Origin of the sequence: Mesorhizobium argentiipisi (SeqCode) (assembly GCF_037179585.1) — a bacterium.
GTDB classification, from domain to species: Bacteria; Pseudomonadota; Alphaproteobacteria; order Rhizobiales; family Rhizobiaceae; genus Mesorhizobium; species Mesorhizobium argentiipisi.
The window spans coordinates 17777-41108 of the sequence record NZ_JAPYKO010000019.1 but is presented as its reverse complement, the minus strand read 5'-3'; the positions used below and the strand labels follow the sequence as shown (position 1 = coordinate 41108).

24 protein-coding genes are annotated in these 23332 nt (G+C 64.0%); 15 read left to right on the top strand and 9 right to left on the bottom strand.

Going from position 1 to position 23332, the window contains the following annotated elements:
• Positions 1-18: 18 nt before the first annotated feature.
• Positions 19-2130, bottom strand: coding sequence for a S9 family peptidase (locus O7A05_RS23375; RefSeq protein ID WP_337095301.1), 2112 nt, complete (start codon positions 2128-2130; stop codon positions 19-21).
• A 109-nt stretch (positions 2131-2239) separates the two neighbouring features.
• Between O7A05_RS23375 and O7A05_RS23370 the strand changes: the two genes are divergently transcribed.
• Positions 2240-2602, top strand: coding sequence for an SH3 domain-containing protein (locus tag O7A05_RS23370; RefSeq protein WP_337095364.1), 363 nt, complete (start codon positions 2240-2242; stop codon positions 2600-2602).
• Positions 2603-3020: 418 nt separating this feature from the next.
• Positions 3021-3446: a Ros/MucR family transcriptional regulator gene (locus O7A05_RS23365; protein ID WP_027164827.1), complete on the top strand. Its 426-nt coding sequence runs from the start codon at positions 3021-3023 to the stop codon at positions 3444-3446.
• A 66-nt stretch (positions 3447-3512) separates the two neighbouring features.
• On the opposite strand, the gene O7A05_RS23360 is transcribed toward O7A05_RS23365, so the two are convergent.
• Both O7A05_RS23360 and O7A05_RS23355 read right to left on the bottom strand, forming a co-directional pair.
• A complete protein-coding gene (locus O7A05_RS23360; protein ID WP_337095363.1) occupies positions 3513-3941 on the bottom strand; it encodes a SufE family protein in 429 nt (142 codons plus the stop codon).
• Between the two features lie 208 nt (positions 3942-4149).
• Positions 4150-4551, bottom strand: coding sequence for a DUF5330 domain-containing protein (locus O7A05_RS23355; RefSeq protein WP_337095300.1), 402 nt, complete (start codon positions 4549-4551; stop codon positions 4150-4152).
• Between the two features lie 554 nt (positions 4552-5105).
• Here O7A05_RS23355 and O7A05_RS23350 point away from each other — a divergent pair.
• The 3 genes from O7A05_RS23350 (at position 5106) to O7A05_RS23340 (ending at position 8021) form a co-directional block, all read left to right on the top strand.
• A complete protein-coding gene (locus tag O7A05_RS23350; RefSeq protein ID WP_337095299.1) occupies positions 5106-6839 on the top strand; it encodes a sensor histidine kinase in 1734 nt (577 codons plus the stop codon).
• Entirely contained in the window at positions 6814-7602 is a 789-nt protein-coding gene (locus O7A05_RS23345; RefSeq protein ID WP_337095298.1) for a peptidoglycan-binding domain-containing protein, read from the top strand. Before O7A05_RS23350 ends, O7A05_RS23345 begins: the two co-directional genes overlap by 26 nt.
• A 71-nt stretch (positions 7603-7673) precedes the next feature.
• Entirely contained in the window at positions 7674-8021 is a 348-nt protein-coding gene (locus O7A05_RS23340; RefSeq protein WP_337095297.1) for a DUF1491 family protein, read from the top strand.
• 6 nt (positions 8022-8027) lie between these two features.
• Here O7A05_RS23340 and O7A05_RS23335 read toward each other — a convergent pair whose 3' ends face one another.
• Complete coding sequence (locus tag O7A05_RS23335) at positions 8028-9035, bottom strand: DUF2336 domain-containing protein (RefSeq protein WP_337095296.1); 1008 nt, start codon at positions 9033-9035, stop codon at positions 8028-8030.
• 189 nt (positions 9036-9224) lie between these two features.
• Here O7A05_RS23335 and O7A05_RS23330 point away from each other — a divergent pair, with 189 nt between their 5' ends.
• The gene (locus tag O7A05_RS23330) at positions 9225-9419 is read left to right on the top strand and encodes a hypothetical protein (protein WP_337095295.1); all 195 of its coding nucleotides are present in this window, start codon (positions 9225-9227) and stop codon (positions 9417-9419) included.
• A gap of 10 nt (positions 9420-9429) precedes the next feature.
• Here the strand turns inward: O7A05_RS23330 and O7A05_RS23325 are convergent, their stop codons facing one another.
• The 4 genes from O7A05_RS23325 to O7A05_RS23310 all read right to left on the bottom strand — a co-directional run bounded on the left by O7A05_RS23325 (position 9430) and on the right by O7A05_RS23310 (position 13592).
• Positions 9430-9978, bottom strand: a complete 549-nt coding sequence (locus O7A05_RS23325) for a DUF1254 domain-containing protein (protein ID WP_224588091.1) — start codon at positions 9976-9978, stop codon at positions 9430-9432.
• Positions 9971-10555, bottom strand: coding sequence for a DUF1214 domain-containing protein (locus O7A05_RS23320; RefSeq protein ID WP_337095294.1), 585 nt, complete (start codon positions 10553-10555; stop codon positions 9971-9973). Before O7A05_RS23320 ends, O7A05_RS23325 begins: the two co-directional genes overlap by 8 nt.
• Before the next feature lie 80 nt (positions 10556-10635).
• Positions 10636-12792, bottom strand: a complete 2157-nt coding sequence (locus tag O7A05_RS23315; RefSeq protein ID WP_337095293.1) for a transglycosylase domain-containing protein — start codon at positions 12790-12792, stop codon at positions 10636-10638.
• A gap of 161 nt (positions 12793-12953) precedes the next feature.
• Positions 12954-13592, bottom strand: a complete 639-nt coding sequence (locus O7A05_RS23310; protein WP_337095292.1) for a TetR/AcrR family transcriptional regulator — start codon at positions 13590-13592, stop codon at positions 12954-12956.
• A gap of 111 nt (positions 13593-13703) precedes the next feature.
• Between O7A05_RS23310 and O7A05_RS23305 the strand changes: the two genes are divergently transcribed.
• From O7A05_RS23305 to O7A05_RS23295, 3 genes are all read left to right on the top strand, one after another.
• Entirely contained in the window at positions 13704-16115 is a 2412-nt protein-coding gene (locus tag O7A05_RS23305; protein ID WP_337095291.1) for a GcvT family protein, read from the top strand.
• A 12-nt stretch (positions 16116-16127) separates the two neighbouring features.
• Positions 16128-17681, top strand: a complete 1554-nt coding sequence (locus O7A05_RS23300; protein ID WP_337095290.1) for a trimethylamine methyltransferase family protein — start codon at positions 16128-16130, stop codon at positions 17679-17681.
• Between the two features lie 142 nt (positions 17682-17823).
• Positions 17824-18231, top strand: coding sequence for a DUF3168 domain-containing protein (locus tag O7A05_RS23295; RefSeq protein ID WP_337095289.1), 408 nt, complete (start codon positions 17824-17826; stop codon positions 18229-18231).
• A gap of 206 nt (positions 18232-18437) precedes the next feature.
• Here the strand turns inward: O7A05_RS23295 and O7A05_RS23290 are convergent, their stop codons facing one another.
• Positions 18438-18824: an ester cyclase gene (locus O7A05_RS23290; protein ID WP_337095288.1), complete on the bottom strand. Its 387-nt coding sequence runs from the start codon at positions 18822-18824 to the stop codon at positions 18438-18440.
• Between the two features lie 223 nt (positions 18825-19047).
• Between O7A05_RS23290 and O7A05_RS23285 the strand changes: the two genes are divergently transcribed.
• From O7A05_RS23285 to ccmI, 6 genes are all read left to right on the top strand, one after another.
• On the top strand, positions 19048-19347 hold the full coding sequence (locus tag O7A05_RS23285) for a hypothetical protein (RefSeq protein ID WP_337095287.1): 300 nt from the start codon (positions 19048-19050) through the stop codon (positions 19345-19347).
• A gap of 64 nt (positions 19348-19411) precedes the next feature.
• Positions 19412-20077, top strand: a complete 666-nt coding sequence (locus O7A05_RS23280) for a response regulator transcription factor (RefSeq protein ID WP_224588071.1) — start codon at positions 19412-19414, stop codon at positions 20075-20077.
• A 22-nt stretch (positions 20078-20099) separates the two neighbouring features.
• Positions 20100-21488, top strand: coding sequence for an ATP-binding protein (locus tag O7A05_RS23275; RefSeq protein ID WP_337095286.1), 1389 nt, complete (start codon positions 20100-20102; stop codon positions 21486-21488).
• A complete protein-coding gene (locus O7A05_RS23270; RefSeq protein WP_337095285.1) occupies positions 21485-21628 on the top strand; it encodes a hypothetical protein in 144 nt (47 codons plus the stop codon). Before O7A05_RS23275 ends, O7A05_RS23270 begins: the two co-directional genes overlap by 4 nt.
• Entirely contained in the window at positions 21625-22062 is a 438-nt protein-coding gene (locus tag O7A05_RS23265; RefSeq protein WP_337095284.1) for a hypothetical protein, read from the top strand. Before O7A05_RS23270 ends, O7A05_RS23265 begins: the two co-directional genes overlap by 4 nt.
• Before the next feature lie 130 nt (positions 22063-22192).
• Entirely contained in the window at positions 22193-23329 is a 1137-nt protein-coding gene (gene ccmI, locus O7A05_RS23260) for a c-type cytochrome biogenesis protein CcmI (protein ID WP_337095283.1), read from the top strand.
• Positions 23330-23332 lie beyond the last annotated feature (3 nt).

The following is a 23332-nucleotide window of genomic DNA, read 5'->3' as shown; positions in this document are numbered from 1 at the left end:
TGGATTGCGAGTGGAAAATCAGGCTTTGCCCGTCACTTTCAACGCAAAGGCGTAAATGTAGGCGATCTCCTCCAGCCGCGAGAACCGGCCGGACGCGCCGGCGTGCCCGGACTCCATGTTGATCTTGAACAGCACCGGATTGTCGCCTGCCTTGCGCTCACGCAGTCTCGCCACCCATTTCGCCGGTTCCCAATAGGTGACGCGCGGATCGGTGAGGCCCGCCAGCGCTAGGATCGGCGGGTAGTCGAGCGCAGCCACATTGTCATAGGGCGAATAGGCCGCGATCGTCTCGTAGTCGGCGGCGGACGCGATCGGATTGCCCCATTCCGGCCATTCCGGCGGCGTCAGCGGCAGGCTGGCGTCGAGCATGGTGGTAAGCACGTCGACGAACGGCACCTCGGCGACGATGCCGCCGAAATCCTCCGGCGCCATGTTGGCGATCCCCCCCATCAGCATGCCGCCGGCGGAACCGCCCTGCGCGATGATGCGGTCATGCTTTGTGTAACGCTCGGCGACGAGATGGCGGGCGCAGGCGATGAAATCGGCGAAGGTATTCATCTTCTTTGCCCGCTTGCCGTCTTCGTACCAACCGTACCCCTTGTCCTTGCCGCCGCGCACATGCGCGATGGCATAGACGAAGCCGCGGTCGACCAGCGACAGGCAGTTGGTGTTGAAGGCGGAAGGCACCGTGATTCCGTAGGAGCCGTAGCCGTAAAGCAGGCAGGGCGCGGAACCGTCGAGCGGCGTGTCGCGATGGTGTAGCAACGAGATCGGCACCAGCTCGCCATCGGCGGCGGGGGCCATCAGCCGGCGCGTGACATAGTGCTCCGGATCGTGGCCGGAGGGCACTTCCTGCGTCTTCAGGAGCACGCGTTCGCGGCTCCGCATATTGTAGTCGAACACCTGCGCCGGTGTCGTCATCGACGAATAGGTGAAGCGCATCACTTCGGTGTCGTATTCGTAGGAGCCGGAGAGACCGAGCGAGAAAGCTTCCTCGTCGAAAGAAATGAAATGCTCCTCGCCGCTGGCGCGCTCGCGCACGACGATGCGCGGCAGGCCTTCCTTGCGTTCGAGCCGGACCATGTGATGCTTGAAGCCGAGTACCGACAGGATCAGCCGGCCGGGCTCGTGCGGCACCAGTTCCTGCCAGTTGGCGCGCACGGGATTGTCGACCGGCGCGGTCATGATCTTGAAGTCCTTGGCGCCGTCGGCATTGGTGAGGATGAAGAAGATGTCGCCGCCTTCTTCCAGGTCGTATTGCAGGCCGGTCTCGCGCACCGCTACCAACTTCGGCTCGGCGGACGGGTCATTGGCGGGCAGCAGGCGGTATTCCGAAGTCTCATGGTCGTTGATGCCGATCATGATCCAGTCGTTGGCACGCGTGCCGCCGACATCCATGAAGAAGCCCGGATCGGTTTCCTCATAGATCAGCCGGTCGTTCTCCGGCCTGTCGCCGAGTGCGTGGAAGAACACTTTCGACGGGCGATGGCTGTCGTCGAGACGGGTGTAGAAGAAGCCGTCGTCGCCGGCGTCCCAGACCCCGCCGCCGCCCGTATCCGGAATCCGGTCGACAAGGTCCTTGCCGCTCGCGAGATCGCGCACGCGCAGCGTGAAGAATTCCGAGCCCTTGTCGTCGAAGGCCCAGATGAGCTTCCGGTGGTCGGCAGAATGGTCGACACCGCCGAGCCTGAAATAGGCCTTGCCCTCGGCCTCCTTGTCGCCGTCGAGCAGGATCTCCTCGGCGCCGCCGTCGCGCGGCGTGCGGAAATAGCGCGGGTGCTCGCCGCCCAGCCGGAAGGAAGAGCCATAAGCATAGGGGCCGTCCTTCATGGGCACCGTCGAATCGTCTTCCTTGATGCGCCCCTTCATCTCGGCAAACAGCTTGCCGCGCAGACCTGCCGTGCCCGCCATCAGCACCGCCTGATAGGCGTTCTCGGCCTCGAGATGGGAGCGGATGCGGCCGTCGAGCAGGGAAGGGTCACGGAACACGGCCTGCCAGTTGTCGGCCCGCATCCAGGCATAGTCGTCGCTGCGGGTGATGCCGTGATGCGTGTCGGAAACCGGACGTTTCTCGGGGATAGGCGGGTTGGCGGCTGGGAAGGCGGAAGTCAAGGCGGAAGCTCTGGTCATTACGTCTCGCTGCGGAATTTGCTTGAATGCCGAATGAACACGCCGCTCAGCGGCGGTTCAAGGGGCGCGGTCCAAGTTGGTCTTCAGAAGCCAAGTTGAAGGGGGAAAGATGAAATCCTGTGTTCTTATCGCGGTGGCAGTTGCGGTATCCGTTCTGGCTTTTTCCACCCAGTCTCATGCAACCGTCTTTGCCGCCTGGCAAGTGGCGGGGGTGCCGTTCGGCGATACGCTCAGTGCGCGAAAATATCCGTCCAATGCATCGCAGAAACAGGCCGCCTATCCGAACGGCACCCTGCTGCAGATGACCGGCCGCTGCACCGGTGGTGTAAACCTGCTCGATATCGGCCGGCAGCCACAATGGAAGCAGCGCCAGGCGATCCGCTATCGCTGGTGCGAGATCTGGCACGATCCGGCGCAGAACGGTCGTTTCGTCACCGGCTGGGTCTACGGCAAATATATCGCGCCTTACTGATGGATCCCGTCGCGTCGCCTTGTCGGGTTCAGCCGCCAAGGCGATGTCCTTGCGCTTCGTTGCGCCGCAGGATTCGTTGTGCGGGCGAAAGGGCACCCAAGCATTAGCGAAGCATTGAACGCCGTGTCGAGTGGCGATCGGATGTCTAACATGCGGATGACGCAACGTCATGCCATGCTGGTCTGACCAGAAAAATCTCGCGAAGTTACACGGCGCACAATTTTTTGAAGCTGAATCGGCAATAGTTGATGAATATCGACCAATATAAGTCAATATGCGAATTGACTTACTTTCAATGCGGCGCCATTAAGATAACCGACGCGAATCTCAGAGCCTTTCCTGAAGGAAATTCGCGCAATGCCCGATCCTAGAAAAAGGGCGCAGTTTCAGAAACAACTCTCGTTGGGGCCTTAGCACTATGGAAATCGTCGAAACACCTTCGAAAAACGGTGATGCGCTGATCGAGCTGACCGCCGATGTCGTCGCCGCCTATGTCAGCAACAACCCGGTCCCGGTCGGGGAACTGCCGAACCTTATTGCCGACGTCCATGCCGCGCTGGGCCGCGTCGGCGGCTCGCCGGAGCAGCCGTCGGCCGAGAAGCAGAAGCCGGCCGTCAACCCGAAGCGCTCCGTTCATGACGACTACATCGTCTGTCTCGAGGACGGCAAGAAGTTCAAGTCGCTGAAGCGGCATTTGATGACCCACTACAATCTCACGCCGGAAGAATACCGTGAGAAGTGGGGCCTCGACGCCAACTACCCGATGGTCGCCCCCAATTATGCGGCCGCCCGCTCGCAGTTGGCCAAGAAGATGGGCCTGGGCCGCAAGCGCAAGGGCCGCTGAAAGGCTTCTGCTCTTTCAAGCAGTTCGACGGCGCCCTTGCGGCGCCGTTTTGCTATAAGCTCCGGATCAGGCCGTCTGCTTCAACGCCGCTTCCGCGTCGCGCTTGATGCGCTTGACCATCGAGCGCAGGCCGTTGGCGCGCTGCGGCGACAGGTGCTCGTCCAGCCCGAGCCCTTTCAGCGTCGCTTCGGCGTCCGTGCTCTGGATTTCGCTTGCCCGCCGGCCCGAAAACAAGGCCAGCATGATGGCGACGAGGCCGCGCACGATATGGGCGTCGGAATCGCCCTGGAAACGAATCACCGGATCGACGCCCGTGCCCTGCTCGGTGGTGAGCCACACCTGGCTCACGCAGCCGGGCACCTTGTTCGCGGCCGTGCGTTCCGCCTCCGGAAAGGGCGGCAGTCCTTCGCCAAGCTCGATCACATAGCGATAGCGGTCCTCCCACTCGTCGAGCAGGGCAAAGTCGTCGCGGATCGTCTGGATCGAGGTGATCATTGCCCGCATATAGTGGCCCAGCACCGCCGCGTCACGGAAAAAGCACGGAAAAGAAAGACGCCGCGGGCGTCGAGAGGTCGGACGGGCCCGCGGCGTTAGAGCAATTCCAGGAAAAGTGCGTAAGCGGTTAGGTTCGGCGACTTCGCCGTAGCCTTCCGTCCGTAATTGCGCCAAAACCAGAGAGCCGGGCAAAACGGCCGGAAAGAATTCAGTTCTTCGCCGTCAACATCACCGGAATGTTGACCTTGGCGGGCAACACGATGTCCTCGGCGACACTGCCGGTGGTCGTGACGGAGCCATCCGCGACCTTTGTCTCAGGCGTGCCTGCCTGCCCGGACTGCCCGGACTGCTTGTCGTCGATCATGGCCGCGGCGATCTTGGCCGTTTCCTTGGCGCGAACGGTAATGGTGTACATGGCCGATTTGCCGGTTTCGCAGACATCGGGCTTGCGCTCGCAGAGCCCGGCAATGTCGCCGACCGCCTCGCGCGCCGCAAACAGCGCCTGGATCGGCCCGACGCTCTGCTGGCCGTCCTCGCCCGGGCCGACGCCGAGCGGCAGCGCCAGCAGCACCAGCGAAAACCAGAAAGCCATCCTGATCAGAAAGCCCATCTTATTTGCCTCTCATCCGAGATGAATGACGCATCCATCCGTGACGGATCATGCATCCCTTGGCATGACCTCTTTTATGGGCACGATAATGGCATAGTCGCGCAAAGGACGGCTTGCATCGAAGCCGCCAATTTTCCTCAAATTTTAGGCAAATTCGAAAGGAATTGGTTTTGAAACGGACTTGTCTCGAATCTCACCGAACGCATTAACTTTATGATAATCATATATCTTATTGTAATTAAACGGTTTTGTTCCCGTCAGAAGTTAGCCGGATCAAGTTGCGGCCCGTTTTGGCACAAGCTTCGCGGCTAACCCGCCGTTTACCATGGCGGCAACTCGGCGTGCTTTGCGAGGCCGGCATTACAATATTTGCCATGAGCCCGTCGCCGGGCCCCGCCAGCCTTATCCATTCCTTAAACGGTGGATGCGAGTTTCAAGCCAATTGATGAGTCACCTGCCAGGCAGGTTTTTTACGACCGGGTATGCGTGCGTTGAGTTCTATTTCAGCCAGATACGTTCAATTGCCCAGCGCGGTTTCCGCTGGCTGCGAACGCATGGTTCACCCGACCGTGACGGGCGAGGCCGAACGCTTGCGCCAGCGCCGCTTCATCGGCGTCATGCTCGCCGCGCCCTTCCTTGCCGCGGGTGCCGCGGTCACGCTTGTCACGTCCAGCCTTGGGGCGGCCGTTACGATAGCCGCGATCTTTGCCGCGTTCGGCCTGTGCTGGTTCGCGGCGCTTCTGGTGGCCGCCACCGGCCATATGGCGCTCGCCGGCCGCATGGCGGTCGTGCTGGGCGGCCTCGCCCTTGCCGGCGCTATTGCCGCGGCGGGCGGATTGGCCTCGCCGGTCGCACTGCTCGCCGTCGCCTTGCCGGTCGAAACCTGGTGGGTCTCGGGATCACGGCGCGCTGCGCTGTCGGGCGCGCTGGCGGCGCTTGCCGCCATCGTGCTGCAGCCCTTTGCCGGGCAGTTCCTGCCGCTCGGCGAGATCGCCACCTGGCATTGGCTGCTGCCGCTCGCCTGGGCGCTGACGCTGTTGCCGCGGGCCGCCGCCTTCGCCAACCCGGCAGGCTCGCGGCTGGTGGAACCTGCCGGCGATCGTCTTGAGGACGTCATCGACGCCGTCGTCCTGCGAGTCGGGCGCCAGGGCGACGTGCTCGATGCCTCCGCCAAGGCGCGCTCGATCCTCAAATTGGCACCGGAGCTCCTGCTCGGCACCGGCCTGTTCGACCGCGTTCATCTTTCCGACCGCGTCGCTTATCTCACCACCTTGGCCGACATGCGCGAGGGCGCGCCGAAGGGCCGGCTTGACTTGCGCATCCGCTTGCCGCGCGAGGGATCCGCCGTGGCTGACAATTTCCGCCCGTTCAGCCTCGAGCTGCTGCGCGGCGAAGCCGACCGCGACGTCTTCACCCTGGTCCTGCGCGAAAACGACGATGTTGCAGCACTTCGCGAGGAGCTGGTGGAAGCGAAGGAGGCGGCCGCGACCGCCGAAGTGGCCAAGGGCCGCTTCCTTGCGGTGGTCAGCCACGAACTGCGCACGCCGCTCAACGCCATCATCGGCTTTTCCGACATGCTGCTCCATGAGATGTTCGGCGCCTTCAAGGACCCGCGCCAGAAGGAATATGTCGGCCTGGTCAGGGAGTCCGGCCAGCATCTTTTATCGGTCGTCACCTCGATCCTCGATGTCTCGCGCATCGAGGCGGGCGCCTATGCGACCGAGCTGGAGCCGTTCCGCTTCGTCGAGGCGGTCGACATGTGCCGCTCGATGATGCGGCCGCTGGCCGACGCCAAGAGCATAGTTCTTGCCACGCAGATCGCGCCGGATGCGGGTGAGATCAATGCCGATCGCCGCGCCGTGCAGCAGATCCTGATCAATCTCGCTTCGAACGCGGTGAAGTTCACGCCCGATGGCGGCAGCGTGGTGATCGGCGCCAAGCGCGTCGGCTCGCGCCTCCATTTCTGGGTGAGCGACACCGGCATCGGCATTGCCGAGGAGGACATGGCAAATCTCGGCAAGCCGTTCATGCAGATCCAGACCGATTACACGCGCCGTTTCGAGGGAACCGGGCTCGGCCTGTCGCTGGTCAAGGGCCTGGTGGCGCTGCACGACGGCACGATGTCGATCGAGAGCGCACCGGGTGAGGGCACGACGGTGACGATCGGTCTGCCGGTAAGCGGGCCTAAGAGGCATTCCGGCGCGCCTTCCGGCGTGCTGGCCATGCCAGCGAAGCCGAAGGGGGACAGAGATGGGGAGAGAAATGGCTCGCTCCGCAAAACGGCCTAAGGTGGTCGAACCCGAGCGCGGCGTGCTTGCCGAAGGCGCGGTCGCGGTCGGTCAGCTGATCGCGAGCAATCCGGTCCTGGTCGGCGGCTCGACCGCCTTCCTGGTGACGCTGTTCTACGTCTCGGCCAATGCGCTCTGGTATCAGCCTTTTCCCCATACCGGCGCCTTCTTTGCCACCCGCAGCATCGAGAATTTCCCGCATACCGTCTCCAACGAACCGGAAACCACCATCAATATCGTGCGCCAGCCACCGCCGCAGCCCGCGGCCAAGCCGGATCCGGTGGTCCAGCAGGTGCAGGCCATTCTGAAGGACCTCAACTTCTACGACGGCACGGTCGATGGCCTTACGGGCCCGGCCACGCGCAAGGCGATCCAGGCCTATCAGCTGAAAGTCGGGCTGCCGGGGTCGGGTGAAATCGACGGGGCGCTGCTCGACCAGCTTGGGGCCCGCCAGACGACGGCGGCCATTCCCCACCCGGCGCCGCGGCCGGCCGATGGCGTGGCCGCCCCGGCCGCCAAGCCGCCGATGATCCCGGTTTCCGCCCCGGCCGATGGCGCCACGCAATCGCCCGATGCCCGCATCGTCAAGATCCAGGCCGGCCTGAAGGCCTTCGGCAACAACGACATGCAGCTCGACGGCAAGGTCGGCGCCCGTACCAAAGCCGCGATCAAGGAATTCCAAGCCTTGTTCGGCCTGCCCGAGACCGGCGAGCCGGACGAAGCGGTCTACGTCAAGATGCGCCAGATCGGCCTGACGAATTGAGCGGCGGTAAGGTCGTTTCGGTTCCTTCATCCTTGCTGTAAGAAACCGCGCATGCCATTCGGAAACCTCCCATGCGCGTAACCACCGACCTCTGGGTCTCGGCCCTTGTGCGCCGCGTCTTCAGCGCCGGCGGTTTTGCTGCCGTGGTCAAACGCGGCGCGACCGAGGCGGGCGCCGTCTTCGTGCTGTCGCGCGGGCGTCTGGGGGAGGTTGCCCTCTATGGGCCGGCGCCGCAGACCAGCTATGATTCGGCCAAGCCCGACGAGCGTTTCTTCACCTCGCTCGATGCCCGCGACGATGGCTCGTCCTTCGATGCGCGGCTGGAGCGGGAGAAGAAATTCGATCCCGACATTTGGGTAGTCGAGATCGAAGCCGGGACCGTTCCAGTCGAAGAGCTTCTTTCGGTGAAGACAGAATAGACCGGATCAGGAGGCCTTGAGGCCGGCACTCGCCTCGTCGCTGTTCGAGGCTTCGCGGCTTTCGATGTCCACCGCATCGGGAGCATCGCCGCGGATCGCCCGCGAGAGAGTCTCGGCCTTCCAGGCGCGTAGCTTGTCCAGTGCCGCCTCGCGATGCAGCAGCCGGTAGCGGTCGAGGAAAAGGCGGATCGCCTGCGGGTGCGGGAACTCGCCGGGATAGACCGCGACCGCGATCAGGAAAGCCCTGTCCTCGCTGAGGTCGAGGGCGCGCAGCGCCGCAAGCAATGCGCCATAGCTCGATTGCTCGGTCACCGAGCGGGCCGTTGCGAAGTCGATCCCCAGCGCATCGGCAAGCGCGGTCTGGAAGAAGGCCGCGTTGCCGGTCAGCGCCGTCTCGCGCAGTTTCACATAGGCTGGCTGGCCGAGGAAGGTGTTGACGTCGGCAGCGTCGCCGGTCGGGCGCATCATCGTGCGCAGGCGGCGCCGCGCGTTCTCCGCTGCTTCGCCGATCGCGGGACGATCGGTGTCCGCCTTGGCCACGGGCTCCGGTTTCGGTGTGAGCTTGGTGACCGTTTCTGGCGGCCGCGTCTTGACCAGCGTCGGTCTTTCCAGCGCGCGGATCAGGTCGGCGATCGTCGGGTTGAGCTCCTTGCGGCGTGCGATGGCGCGCGCGTGCGGCAGTCCGTGCCGGCCGATCAGCGCGATGAGATCGATATCGCTCAGCGCGTTGGAGCGGGTGAGCAAAGGTGCCGCGATCTCGACCGGCTCCTCGGCCAGCCGCCGCACCAAGGCTGTCGGCGCGTAGTCGCATTCGGAAAGGGCGGCGGCGACGTAGCGGCGCGATTCGACCGACACCTCGTCGAACAGCGGCAGCGTCAGGTCCTCCAACTGGGCGATCTCGCGGCGCGAGGGACGCGTCAGCGAACAGAAGGCCGACACCGCGGCGCGGAACAGCCTTTCGGCCTTTCCCGCTTCGGTCCGGATAGCGATTTGCCTGAAATCCGAAGATGACACGGAGGATACGCCCGATACTCGACACACGCCCGAACCGCGCAATCCGGCCGGGCCGGTTTTGGCATCTTCAGGAAAGACAAACATCAAATTAGCCGCGATCCGTTAGCGCTCCGTTAACCCTCTACGCCCTTAATCAACTTTGGAGGCGTTGCGTTGTGCTCCGGTCAAACCGAGAGGAATGCGCGAACCATGGGCATGGTCCTGTCTTTTGTGCCGCGTGCGGCACCTATAAATCGAGCAAGTCACGACACCACGACGGCGGCGGCGGTCATCATTTTTCCCGGTGTGCGTTATGAGTTGCATCCGCAGGCCGATGAGACCCGGCCGGCCGAAAGCGGCTTCGACAGGCCAGGCTCCCCGCCACCTGCCAAGCCGCATCACTGAACGCGTTTTCTCAGTAGTCCTGCAATTCGCAGGCGCTCTGCTCGAGGAAGCGCGACACGATCGGCTTCCAGCTCTCGTCCGGCACGAAGGCGCGGACGACGAAAATGCCTTCCTCGATCGGCGCTTCGACGAAGATCGCGCCCTGCAGATCCTCCGGAAGGTCGCGCCGCACGTCGATCATCTGCGCCGGCGTCAGCACCACCGCATCGAGCTTCTCGCCATTGGCGTTGTGATCGTTGAAGGAATAGATGTTGTGGCCGCTGCGGTCGTAGACCGAGGCCGACCAGAACGGCACGTCGCCCGGCGCCCTGATCCTGACCAGCCCGTCGGCAAGGTCGAACCGGCAGGCGGCCGCATAAAACAGCGGATCGACCGATTTCACCACCGGCGCGCCGCCGGCCTCGGCGTCTAGCCGCCTCATCTTGTAGAGGTCGGATGCCATCGCCAGCCGCGACCAGGCATCGCGTTCGGAAAATTCCGGCACCAGGAACAGCACCACGATATGCACGATGCCGGCGCCGAGCAGGCCGAGGATCAGGGCATGCAGCAGGCTACGCATTGCAGCCCGCCTTCAGGATGCGCGGCAGCGTGACGTCCGAGAGGCCGGTGCTCGAGGCGATCGGCGTGTCGTAGAAGGTCAGCACGAAATACATCTTGCCGGAGCCGCCGGTCAGCAGCCAGTTGCCGGGAGCCGGTCGGCTGCCGACGGAAATGACGACGGAATTGTCGGGCCGGCGCAGCACTTCGTAGGATTGCATCGCCGACTGCCTCGGTTTGCCTGTGTCGATCACGCCAAGCGACTGGTCGGCGGCGTAGAGCGTCCAGAAACGGGCAGTGGGATAACCGCCTTCGATCGTGTAGGTGCATTCGCGTTTCAGCGGCTCGCCCGCATCGTCGCGCTCGGCGACGAAGGCAAGCCCCTCGGCCTGGCCGAGCGCCAGCACGCCCTCGCGTGCCACGCGCGCCTTGGAGTAGGGGTCGGCGGCTAAAGTTCCGACTTCGGGGAAAGCAGTCCATTGGCCGATGCGGATCGCGCCGACGCCGTCCTGCGCATTGAGCGCATACCAGACGCTGTAGCCGCCAAGCCCGATGGCTATGGCAAGCGAAAGCAGCGTCAGGATGGCGTTCTTGAGCATGAGAGCCGCAAACAGAGGAGATTGCCCGGGATATCGCGGCGCGGGGTGTCGTGGCAAGCCGGCTTCATGCAGGCGCCGCCCTAAAGCGCCGAAAGCGTCTCCGGCGGAGTGGGGGCGTCGAGCACCGGCGCGGCCTGGAACGCCTTGGTCATGTCCCGAAGGGTCTGGCTGGTGCGGCTCGAAAGCACCGGCGGGCGTTCGGCCTCGGCCTGCGCTGCCGCCGCGTCGGCTTCCTTCTTTGCCGCTTCCTCTGCCTTGGCCGCGACCTCCGGATCGACCCACGGATGATCGAGACCGGGGATCGGCTTCAGGTCGATGTTCTGGTGCGCATAGACCATGAGCCGCTGCCAGACCATCGCCGGCAGCGTACCGCCGGTCATCTTGTTGGTCGGCGTGAAGTCGTCGTTGCCGAGCCAGACCGCGGCCGTGTAATTGCCGGTGAAGCCGACGAACCAGGCGTCGCGATAGGATTGCGTGGTGCCTGTCTTGCCGGCGACGACGATATTGGGAAGCTGGGCGCGCCGCGCCGTGCCGATCGCCGGCACCGCCGCCAGCATCGTGTTCATGTATTTCAGCGCCTTTTCCGACAGCACGCGGTGCGGCGGCGGCGCATCCTTGGCCCAGTCATAGACCACATCGCCGGTGCGGGTGACGAGCTGCGTGATGCCATGGCGGGAGCCGACGAAACCGTTCTGGGCAAAGACGCTGTACCCGGTCGCCTGATCCATCACCGTCATGCCCGATGTGCCGAGCACCATGGTCTTGTGCGACTCCAGCGGCGATTCGACGCCCATCGATTCCGCCATCGCCTTGATCGGACCGATGCTCAGGTAATCCTTGGCGAGCCGCACCGGCACGGTGTTGATCGACTTGGCGATCGCCGTGATCAGCGTGACGTTGCCGGCCGAGCCGCCATTGTAATTGTGCGGCGACCAGCCGCCCCATGTGATCGCGCCGCCCGAAACGACCGAATCCGGCGTGAAGCCATGCTCCATGGCGGTGGCATAGACATAGGGCTTGAACGATGAGCCGGTCTGGCGCAGCGCCTTGGTGGCGCGGTTGAACTGGCTGGTGCCATAGTCGCGGCCACCGACGATGGCGCGAACCGCGCCATTGGTCTCGATCACCACGACCGCGCCTTCGGTGACGTTGTATTCCTTGCCGAACTGCCGGAGATGGAACTCGACCGACTCTTCCGCGGCCTTCTGGATGTTGGCGTCGAAAGTGGTGTGGGCGACCAGCGAATGCTGGCCGGGCTTGGCGATCTTCTTCACCTCATCGAAGGCCCAGTCGAGGAAATAATCCGGGCTCTTCTGCTCGCCGCGGTCGACGACGTCGGCCGGATGCAGCCGCGCCTGCAGCACCTGGCCCTCGATCATGAAGCCGGCGTCGACCAGGTTGGACAGCACAACATTGGCGCGCGCGCGCGCCGCCGGCAGGTTGATGTGCGGGGCGTATTTGGTCGGCGCCTTGAACAGGCCGGCCAGCATCGCCGCTTCGGCCAGGCTCAGATCCTTGACGCTTTTGCCGAAATAGAAATCCGCCGCCGCCTCGATACCGAACGTGCCGCCGCCCATATAGGCGCGGTCGAGATAGAGCTGCAGGATCTCCTTCTTGGACAGGTTCGCTTCCAGCCATAGCGACAGGAAGGCTTCCTTGATCTTGCGCTCCAATGTGCGCTCGTTGGACAGGAACAGGTTCTTGGCGAGCTGCTGCGTGATGCTGGAGCCGCCCTGGACCACCGAATTGGCGCGCATATTCTCGAAGAGCGCACGCGACAGGCCAAGAATGTCGATACCGTAATGGTCGAAGAAACGCCGGTCCTCGGTCGCCAGCACCGACTTGATGACGATATCGGGCATCTCGTCTACTGGCACGGAATCGCGCTGGATGATGCCGCGCTGACCGATCTCATTGCCGTAGCGGTCCAGGAAGGTCACGGCGAAATCGCCCTGGCTGCGCCAGTCGCCGGCGGTGATGTCGAAGGCCGGCATGGCAAGTGCCAACAGCACCACGAAGCCGCCCGCGCCCATGGTGAAACCTTCGCTTAGCACCTCGATGATGGCGCGGCGCCAGCCATGCACGCGGAAACGGCGGGAAAAGATGGTCGCCGCTTCCCAGAATTCGCGCGCTTTGAAGCTGATCTCATAGAGCGAGGAATCGAGCCACGCGTCGACGGCAAGAGCCGCCGAGGCGATCCGGCCTCTTCTCTTGCGTGGTTTCGAAGGACTTGCCATTCCGACTTCCGCCCCAACGCGCTTTCGCCCGAAAACAGCCTGCGGGCAGTTTCAGGGTGGCACCCTAATTCGACCATTTTATCACCGCTCACAAGGGCAGCGAAGTCACAGCACAAGCTTTGTTGATTGGAGGTGCGCGGGCCGTTAACGGCCGATCGATATCACCGCGCCGCGATGAAGCGCATGAAATGCGCCACATCCGCTTCGGTTGGTTCCTGGCCGGTGAAGGAGCGCAGATAGGCGGCGAGATGGCTGACGCGCGCCTCTACCGGTTCCTTGAGGTCGAGCACGTAATAGCCGATCTGCATGTAGTAGAGGACGCGGGCGCGGATGAAGGCGTCCTCGCTTTCATAGCCGTGCCGGCGGTACATGTCGCGTATGGCAAGCAGACGCTCCTCGTCGGCCTTGTCGATCATGCGCCGCACATCGTCGGAGCGCCTTGCCCACTCGCGGACGGCGAAGTCGAGCCGCGGGTCGAACAGGCGCTCGTCGGCCCAGCATTCGAAGACGTTCATCACTCCCATGATGATGGTGTCGGCCGGCCGGCGGGCACGCTCGACGATCGCCGCGGTGTTGGTCTCGTGCCAATGCTTGAGCAACTGGTCGAGCAGGTCCTGCCGGCTTTCGAAATACCAGTAGAAGCTGGAGCGCGAGACGCCGAGCTTCTGTCCCAGCGTCAGCACGCGCACGCTCTCGATGCCGTCGGAAATCAACGTCTGCAGCGCGACGTTGATCCAGTCCGCGCGGGTCACCTTGATATTGCCGGGCGCCGGCTCGTCCTGGGGAACTGTCATCGTCATGGCCGAACAAGTGGCACGGTACGGGGCGGCGCGCAAGCTCTGGACATAAGTGTCTAGACACATATGTCCAGAAGATATATCGTGAGGGCCTCCAACGAGAGGGAGAGGCTCGTGAAGTCGCATTACCGGGCAGTGGTCATCGGAGGAGGCGTGGTCGGCGCCTCGGTGCTCTATCACTTGACGCGTTTCGGCTGGAGCGATGTGGCGCTGATCGAGCGCGCCGAACTGACGGCAGGCTCGACTTGGCATGCCGCGGCCGGGTTCCACGCGCTCAACGCCGACCCCAATGTCGCGGCGCTGCAGGACTACACGATCAAGCTCTATCGCGAGATCGAGGCCGAATCCGGCCAGAATGCCGGTCTGCATATGACAGGCGGCGTCAACATGGCGAGCGACCCGCAGCGCTGGGAGTGGCTGAAATCGGCTCGGGCGGTGTTCCAGTCGGTCGGCATCGAGACCGCGCGACTGGTCACGCCGGATGAAATCAAGGAGATCTGCCCGATCGTCGATGTGAATGGCGTGCTGGGCGGGCTCTATGATTCCAACGAGGGCCATCTCGATCCTTATGGCACCACACACGCCTATGCCGGCGCCGCGAAGAAGCGCGGCGCCGACGTCATCCTGCGCAACCGCGTCGTCGATTTGAAGCAGCGCGCCGCCGGCGGCTGGGACGTCGTCACCGAAAAAGGCACGATCGTCGCCGAGCACGTCGTCAACGCCGGCGGTCTTTGGGCCAAGCAGGTCGGGCTGATGGCCGGCGTCGACCTGCCGGTGACGCCGATGGAGCATCATTATTTCGTCACCGAGGACATTCCGGAAGTCGCCGCCCTCGACAAGGAACTCGGCCTGGCCGTCGATCTCGACGGCTTCTCCTATCTTCGCCAGGAGCGGAAGGGCGTGCTGCTCGGCGTCTACGAGCAGAATCCGAAACACTGGAACATGGACGGCGCGCCCTGGGATTACGGCATCGAGCTGATCCCGGAGGATATCGATCGCATCAGTCCCGAGCTTGCCAAGGCCTATGAGCGCTTTCCATGTCTGGCCACGGCCGGCATCCGCAAATGGGTCAACGGCGCCTTCACCTTCACGCCGGACGGCAATCCGCTGGTCGGCCCGGTCAGAGGGCTGAGGAACTACTGGGTCGCCTGCGGCGTCATGGCCGGCTTCAGCCAGGGCGGCGGCGTCGGCAAGTCGCTGGCCGAGTGGATGATTTACGGCGAGCCGCAAGCCGATATCTTCGGCATGGACATCGCGCGCTACGGCGCCTTCGCCGCCAACCGGGAGTATCTCCGGCAGACGACGGGCCAGTTCTATGCCCGCCGCTTCGTTATGACCTTCCCCAACGAGCGCCTGCCTGCCGGCCGGCCGCTGAAGCGTCCCGGCGCCTATGACGGCATGAGCGCCGCCGGCGCCGAATGGACGGCCTCATGGGGACTTGAAATCCCGGCCTATTTCGCACCGATGGGGTTTCGCGAGGAGACCACGCTGAAGCGCTCCAACGCTTTCGAGATCGTCCGCGACGAAGTGCTGCAGGTGCGCCGCGCCGCCGGCCTTGTCGATACCACGGCCTTCTCGCGCTATGTGGTGTCAGGCCCGGGTGCCGAGGCCTGGCTTGACCGGCTGCTTGCCTGCCGGCTGCCGAAGCCCGGCCGCGCAAAGCTGGCGCCGATGCTTGGCTCCGACGGCAGGCTGAAGGGCGACCTCACCGTGCTCAACTGGGGCAGCGCCGATTACTGGATCATGGGCTCCTACTATTTGCGCGAATTCCACATGCGCTGGTTCGAGGCGCACGTCACCCAAGGCGTCTCGGTCACCGACATCTCGGACGCCATGTCCGGCTTCCTTGTCACCGGTCCGAACGCACGCCGGATCGTCGAACGCACCACGCATCAGGACGTCTCGGCGGCAGCCTTGCCGTTCATGGCTTGCGGCAAATTCGACATCGACATGGCGCGCGCCCGGGTGGCCCGGCTGTCCATCGCCGGCGAGCTCGGCTTCGAGATCAACTGCCCGGCCACCCTGCATTCGAGCCTGCGCGAAACGCTGCTCGTTGCAGGCGAGGATCTCGGCCTGGCCGAAATCGGCTATTACGCCCTGAATTCGCTGCGGCTGGAAAAGAGCTTTGGCATCTGGTCGCGCGAATTCACGCAGGGCTACACGCCCGGCCAGACCGGGCTCGACCGCTTCATCGCTTTCCACAAGGGCGATTTCATCGGCCGCGAGGCGGCGCTGAAAGAGCGCGAGGCCGGCGTCTCGCGGCGGATCGTGACGCTGGAGGTCGACGCCGTCGACGCCGACGCCACCGGCTTCGAGCCGGTCTGGTACAAAAGCCGGCGTGTCGGCTTCGTCACCTCGGGCGGCTACGGCTACAGCATCGGCAAGAGCGTCGCCCTGGCGTTGCTTGACGACGATTTCGCCGGGGAGGGGACCGAACTTTCCGTACACATTGTCGGGGTCGAACGGCCGGCGCGAGTCATCGCGGCCTCGCCCTATGACGCCGAAGGAAAGGCGATGCGGCAATGAGGAGGAACCGCCATGATTGACGAGGCCGCACGTGATCTCAGGCGCGAGCGCCGGCGGGGACGCACCGGCGAGGCGGGCAGCGATACGAGTCGGCATCCGAACTACCGGTCGCTGAAGAACCCCTTCCTGCCGCAGCCGATCTTTTCCGACGACCAGGTCGCGGCCATCCACGCTACCGCGCTGCGCGTGCTGGAAGAGCTCGGCATCAAGGTGCTGCTGCCCGAGGCCCGCGCCATCTACGCCAAGGCCGGCGCTTTGGTCGACGAAGACAGCCAGATGGTCAGGATCAGCCGCGACATGGTCGAGGCAGCACTTGCCTCGGCGCCGCGCTCCATTCCGGCACTCGGCGGCGATCGCTCGCGCGACCTGACGCTCGAGCTCGGCTCGATGGCCTTCCTGGCCGGCTCCGGTGCTCCCAATGTCACCGATCTCGAGCGGGGACGACGGCCGGGCACGCTCCAGGCCTTCGAAGAATTCATGAAGCTGATCCAGCATTTCGATGTGTTGCACATGCTCGGACCCTGCGTCGAGCCGCAGGACATCGACAACCGCTTGCGCCACTATGCCGTCAACCGGGCGCAGCTAACGCTGTCGGACAAGTTCCCCTTTATCTTTGCGCGCGGCACGCCGCAGGTCGAGGACGGTTTCGAGATGATCCGCCTGGCGCGGGGCCTTTCGCAGGACGAGTTCCGCGCCGGCGCCCATTGCTACACTGTCATCAACACCAATTCACCGCGTCAGCTGGATATCCCGATGGCGCAAGGCATCATTGACTTCGCCAAGGCCGGCCAGGTCCTGGTCATCACGCCTTTCTGCCTGGCCGGCGCCATGGCGCCGATCACGGTCGCCGGCGCGCTGACCTTGCAGCATGCCGAGGCGCTAGCCGGCCTGACGCTGGCCCAAATCGTGCGGCCCGGCGCGCCGGTGGTCTATGGCTCCTTCTCGTCCAATGTCGACATGAAGTCCGGCGCACCGGCCTTCGGCACGCCGGAACACATCAAGGCGACGCTTGGGGCGGGGCAGCTAGCTCGCTATACAGGCCTGCCTTGGCGTTCCGGCGGCGGCAGCGCCGCCAACGTCTCCGATGCGCAGGCCGCGCACGAGACACAGTTCGCGCTATGGGGCTCGGTGCTGGCCGGCGCCACCGTCTGCATCCACGCCGCCGGCTGGCTGGAAGGCGGTCTCAGCGTTTCGCTGGAAAAGCTGATCACCGACGTCGAGGCGCTGCAGACGGTCGCCGAGCTTTGCGCCACAACGCCGGGCGACGCCGACGCCATCGGCTTCGAAGCGATTGCCGAAGTGCAGCCCGGAGGTCATTTCTTCTCGGCCGCGCATACGATGGCTCGCTACCGCACCGCCTTCTACGAGCCGGTCGTGGCTGACTGGTCGAATTTCGGCAACTGGACGCAATCCGGTTCGAAGACGGCGACGGAACGCGCGACCAGCATATGGAAACGGATCCTCGCCGACTTCCAGCCGCCGGCCTCCGCCGCCGCTGCCGTCGGTGTGCTCGACGAGTTCATTGCCAAGCGCACCGAAGAAGGCGGCGCGGCTCCGGTGCCGTGATTTGACGAAAACGTAACAAATTCGAGACCTTCGCCCTTCACGTTATAGTCAAAGCGATTCGCGATCTGGCATCGGATCGCGAGCGCGGTTACGTTGCCGGAGATTGGCGTGGCGCGGAGACATGTTTGGCGATGGACGGTAGATGACGGCGCCTGACGATTTGATGCAGGCCTTGTTCCTGAGGCTAAAAACCGACGCGTCGCTGTCGGCGCTGCTCGGCGGCGCGGGCCTGCTCGAGCAGGCGAACGACAAGGCCGCCTTTCCGAACGTCACCTACGGTCGTACCAGCGCCTTCGACCTTGAGACCGGCGCCGACAACGACAATCACCAGCTGGTCACCTTGCACGTCTGGTCGAAAGCTCAAGGCGAGGCCGAGACACGCCTCATTATGGATAGCATCAAGGCGCGCCTCGATGGCGCGGCACTGTCCATCGGTCCGCGCGGCCAGACGCGGCTGTCGCTGGAATTCGCCGAGGCACGGTATGACGAGGACCTTGCGGTCCATCATGGATTGCTGCGTTTCCGCGCCTTGACGCAGGAAAGTGCATAGGGTGTGTTGAGATTCAGGTCAGGCCGAGTCGAAAATGGTGGCTTCCGAGAACCGGCCTACGCCGGCCGTAGCCTTCATAGAGCGCATACACTTAAGAGGGCTTCGGCCGGCGAAGGCCGGAGCGGAGCGTACTTAAAGTACCTGAGCACCTGGAAGCGCAGGAAGCCGGCATTTGCAGGCCGGCCTCACCTGAACATCAACACACCCTAGAGCTGCGCCTGGATCGCGGCCTTGTCGATGACCGACCAGACCTCCCTTATGCGGCTGTCGTGGAATTCGTAAAAGACGTTTTCGGCAAAGCTGACGCGCTTGCCGTGGACCGGCAGGCCGAACAACACGCCCTTGGGCCGGCAGTCGAAATGCAGGCGAGCCGCCACGCGCGGCGGCTCCGAGATCAGAAGCTCGATGTTGAAGCGCAGGTCGGGAATGGCCTCGAAATCGCCCTCGAGCATGCGGCGATAGCCCGAAAGTCCGATTGTCTCGCCATTATACTGGACCTCGTCGCCGACGAAGCGGCCGAGACTGTCCCAATCCTGGTCATTCAGGCAGGCGACGTAGCCCCGGTAGAGATCGGCAATATCCTCGCGCGCCATCGCATCCTCCCCATCGTCGTCCGGCGTTTCTACACTAGGTAGCGCGGGGGCGGAATCGGGAGGCCAAAAAGCGTAGCGGATCGACTGTTTTTCCGGCTATGAATCCGAAGCCGGCTTGAGGGAGTCTTGGCATCGGCACGCGCGCAGGGGGAATGGCGGGCATGGATTTTCGATTGTTCACCGTTCATTTCACGTTCAGCCCATATGCGCTAGAATCGTGATCATGAAAAATCTTTGGTTCCACCTCCGCAAAGCAGTGCTGGCGCTTGCCGCAGCCGGCTTCTTTGCGTCGCAGACGACGGCAATGCCGGTCATCGACCCATCGGTCGACCAGACGGTCGTGCTTGCCGCCAACGATTGCTACGCCATCGGTCAGCAGGTTGCCGCGCAGAACGGCGGCACGCTGGCCAAGGCCTCGCAAGCGACGCGGGGAGGCCAGCAGGTCTGCGTCATCGTCGTGCTCGTTCCAGGCAAGGATGGACAGCGTCCGCGCCGCTCGGAAATCGTCGTCCCGATGGGCTGACCCCTCTCGTTTCCCTGGCTGGCGGAATCGGCCTATACGTCCACCCAACAACAGGCTTCAACCCATGCGCGTGCTCGTCGTCGAGGATGACAAGGATCTCAACCGGCAACTGGCCGATGCGCTGGTCGATGCCGGCTATGTGGTCGACCGCGCCTATGACGGCGAGGAGGGGCATTTCCTCGGCGACACCGAGCCTTACGATGCTGTGGTCCTCGATATCGGCTTGCCGCAGATGGATGGCATCAGCGTCGTCGAGCGTTGGCGCCGCGGCGGGCGCAAGATGCCTGTGCTGATCCTCACCGCGCGTGACCGCTGGAGCGACAAGGTCGCCGGCATCGACGCCGGCGCCGACGACTATGTGACAAAGCCCTTTCATATCGAGGAGGTGCTGGCCCGGGTGCGGGCGCTGATCCGTCGCGCAGCGGGCCATGCTTCGTCCGAGCTTACCTGCGGACCGCTGCGGCTGGACACCAAGGCGTCCAAGGCCGACGTGAACGGCGTGCCGCTCAAACTCACCTCGCACGAGTTCCGGCTGCTCGCCTATCTGATGCATCATATGGGCGACGTGGTGTCGCGCACCGAACTGGTCGAGCATCTCTACGATCAGGATTTCGACCGCGATTCCAACACCATCGAGGTGTTTGTCGGCAGGCTTCGCAAGAAGATGGGCATCGACATGATCGAAACTGTGCGTGGCATGGGCTACCGCATGCGTGAGCCGGAGGCGTGACGCGGAACCGCTGAAGCCAACGATGAGAACGTGGCTTTCAAGGCTGCGGCTCTGGCCGCGCTCGCTGACCTTTCGCGTCATCGCCTTTTCGACCATCTGGGCGATCCTGACGCTGGTCGTCATCTTCACCCTCATCACCACGCTTTACCGCCAGGCCAGCGAACGCGGCTTCGACAGCCTGCTTTCGGCGCATCTGTTCAACCTGATCGGCTCAGTCGGCATTTCCGACAGCGGTGCGCTGACCGGCTCGCCCGACCTTGGCGACCTGCGCTTTTCCGAGCCGAATTCCGGCTGGTACTGGTCGGTGGAGCCCGCCTCCGAAGGCGTGCACGGCGAAATCCATTCCTCCTCGATGACGACCTCGCTCCTGTCGCCGAGCGTGGCGGAGGTGCCTTTCAACGCGAATTTCCAGCGCAGCTACTCGATGGAAGGCATCAAGGGTGAGCGGCTCGAAGTGTTCGAGAGCGAGTTCGTCCTCGACGCCAAGAACCGCGCCGCGCGTTTCCGCGTCATGGGCAACCACAGCGAGCTCGAACAGGAGATCGCGAGTTTCCAGCGTCGCCTGCTCACTTATCTCTCGCTGTTCGGCGTCGGCATGATCGCCATCAACGCTATCGCCATTCTGCTGGGTCTCCAGCCTTTGCGCCAGGTCCGCAACGCGCTAGCCATGGTGCGCGAAGGCACCGCGCAGCGGCTCGACGGCAGCTTCCCGGCCGAGATCGAGCCGCTGGCCAACGAGACCAACGCGCTGATCGAGAACAACCGGCGCATCGTCGAGCGCTCGCGCACCCAGGTCGGCAACCTTGCCCATTCGCTGAAGACGCCTTTAGCCGTGCTGATCAACGAAGGGCGCGCGCTCGGCGGCGCCAAGGGCCAATTGATCGCCGAGCAGGCTGCCTCCATGCAGAAACAGGTCGACCATTATCTGCAGCGCGCGCGTGTCGCCGCGCAGCGCGACAGCGTCGTCTTCCGCACGCCGGTTTCGCCGCTGGTCGAGCGCATGGTGCGCGTTGTGCGCAAGCTCAACCCGCAAACCGGGCTGACGCTGTCCCTGCCGTCAGCCGAGATCGTCTTTGCCGGTGAGCGCGAGGATCTCGAGGAACTGCTCGGCAATCTGCTCGACAACGCGATGAAATGGGCAAAGAGCGCCGTTGGCGTGACGATCGCCACTATTTCGGGAAGCGGCAACCTGTTTGAGATCGTTATAGAGGACGACGGTCCGGGCATTCCCGAGGAGAGCGCGCGGGAGGTGTTGAAGCGTGGCAAGAGACTGGACGAGACGAAGCCGGGAACCGGGCTTGGCCTTGCCATTGTCGCCGACCTCGTCAACGAGTATGGAGGCTCGCTGGCGCTGGAACGGTCCAGCATAGGCGGCTTGAGGGTGGTGGTGAGATTGCGGAGCCTTCAGTGATTTTTTTTATCGATTTGCGTGCGGCTGCCAACGGCCAAATTTCCGACAAATATCAACACTATGGCGATGAAAACGTCCTGATGGCGCGCCCCCAGTCCATCCAGTTCCATCCCGCTGAAGAGAACCGGTTGTCGGCATGAAGATTCGCGTCGCGTTCGTTTCCGCCCTGCTCGCCGTTTCCGGCTGCACGACGCTAGGCAAGGGTGGTCCGACCTCTCCTGTCACGCCTGTTTCTACGCCGCCGACCGGCGGCAAGGTCTCGACCAGCATCGTTTCGGCCATGAATGGCGGGCTTATCGGAGGATTGATCGGTTCGGGCCTCAGCGACGCCGAAAAGCGCAAGGGCCTGGAAGCGGAATATAAGGCGCTGGAATACAACACCAGTGGCCAGAAGGTGACGTGGAAGAGCGACAACTCCTCGCATTATGGCGAGGTCGTCGCCGCCCAGCCCTATCGGGTAGGCTCGCAGGATTGCCGCCAGTACACCCACACCGTCTATACAAGCGGCGCGGGCGTCACCGCGCGCGGCACCGCCTGCCGCAACGCCGACGGCAGCTGGACGCCGCTGAGCTAGAAGACAAGCCGGGCCTGCCTAATTATTTGCTCGGGTTGAGTTCGATCAAGGCCGAGTGGCGCGCCCGCCGTCAAAGCGTCGCACGATGGCCATGTTGGCAGGACAGGGCTCTGCCGTTATTGGAATGGGCATGCTGTTCTGGGTCATAGCCGCAATCCTCACGCTGGGCGCCAGCCTGGCGGTGCTGTTGCCGCTTACCGGCGGCATGAAAGGCGCGTCGCCGGCCGGTGATCACGATCTCGAAGTCTATCGCGACCAGCTGTCCGAACTCGACCGCGACATGGCGCGCGGCCTGATCCAGCCCGGGGAGGCCGAGGAGGCGCGTGCCGAGATCGGCCGCCGCATCCTGCGTCTGGGCGCGGCTGCGCAACCCGGCGCGGCAATGTCCAAGCCCTCGCGCAGCGCCAGATGGGTTGCCAGCGTGGCCGTGCTTGCGGTTCCCCTGCTGAGCTGGGGGCTTTACGGCATGCTCGGCTCTCCCGATCTGCCGTCGCAGCCGCTGGCCGAACGTCTGGCCAAGAACCCGGCCGATTCCTCGGTCGACGAACTGGTCGCCCGCGCTGAAGCCCATCTCGCCGCCAATCCGTCCGACGGGAAGGGCTGGGACGTGCTGGCGCCGATCTATCTTCGGCTGCAGCGCTTTCCTGACGCCGTGACCGCCTACCGCAACGCGATCCGCCTCGACGGCGACAGCGCCGTGCGCCAAGCAGGTCTTGGCGAGGCGATCGCCAGTGCTGCCGGCGGCATCGTTTCGGCGGACGCTCAAAAAGCCTTCGAGGCAGCCCTGAAGCTCGATCCGGCCAACGCCAAGGCGAATTTCTACCTGGCGGTGGGCCTCGCCCAGGAAGGCAAGAAGGCCGATGCCGTTGCCGCCTGGCAAAAGATGCTCGGCCAGCTCGCGCCGGATTCGCTCTGGCGCAGCGCCGTCCAGCAGGCGCTCGCCGAGGCGGGCGGCCCCGCTGTCGCCGATGCCGCGCCGGCCAAAGGCTCCGACGCGCAACAGGTGGAAGCCGCGCAGCAGATGTCGCCCCAGGACCGGCAGGCGATGATCGAGACCATGGTCGCCGGGCTCGACGACAAATTGAAGCAGAATCCCCGCGACGAGGAAGGATGGATGCGGCTCATCCGTTCCTATGTCGTGCTTGGCAAGGCCGACCAGGCGCGCGACGCGCTCGGCCGCGCTGTCGCCGCCTTTGGCGCGGACAGTGAACAGGCCAAGAAATTCACCGCCTTCGCCGCCTCGCTCGGCGTGACGGCGACGGAGTAAGGC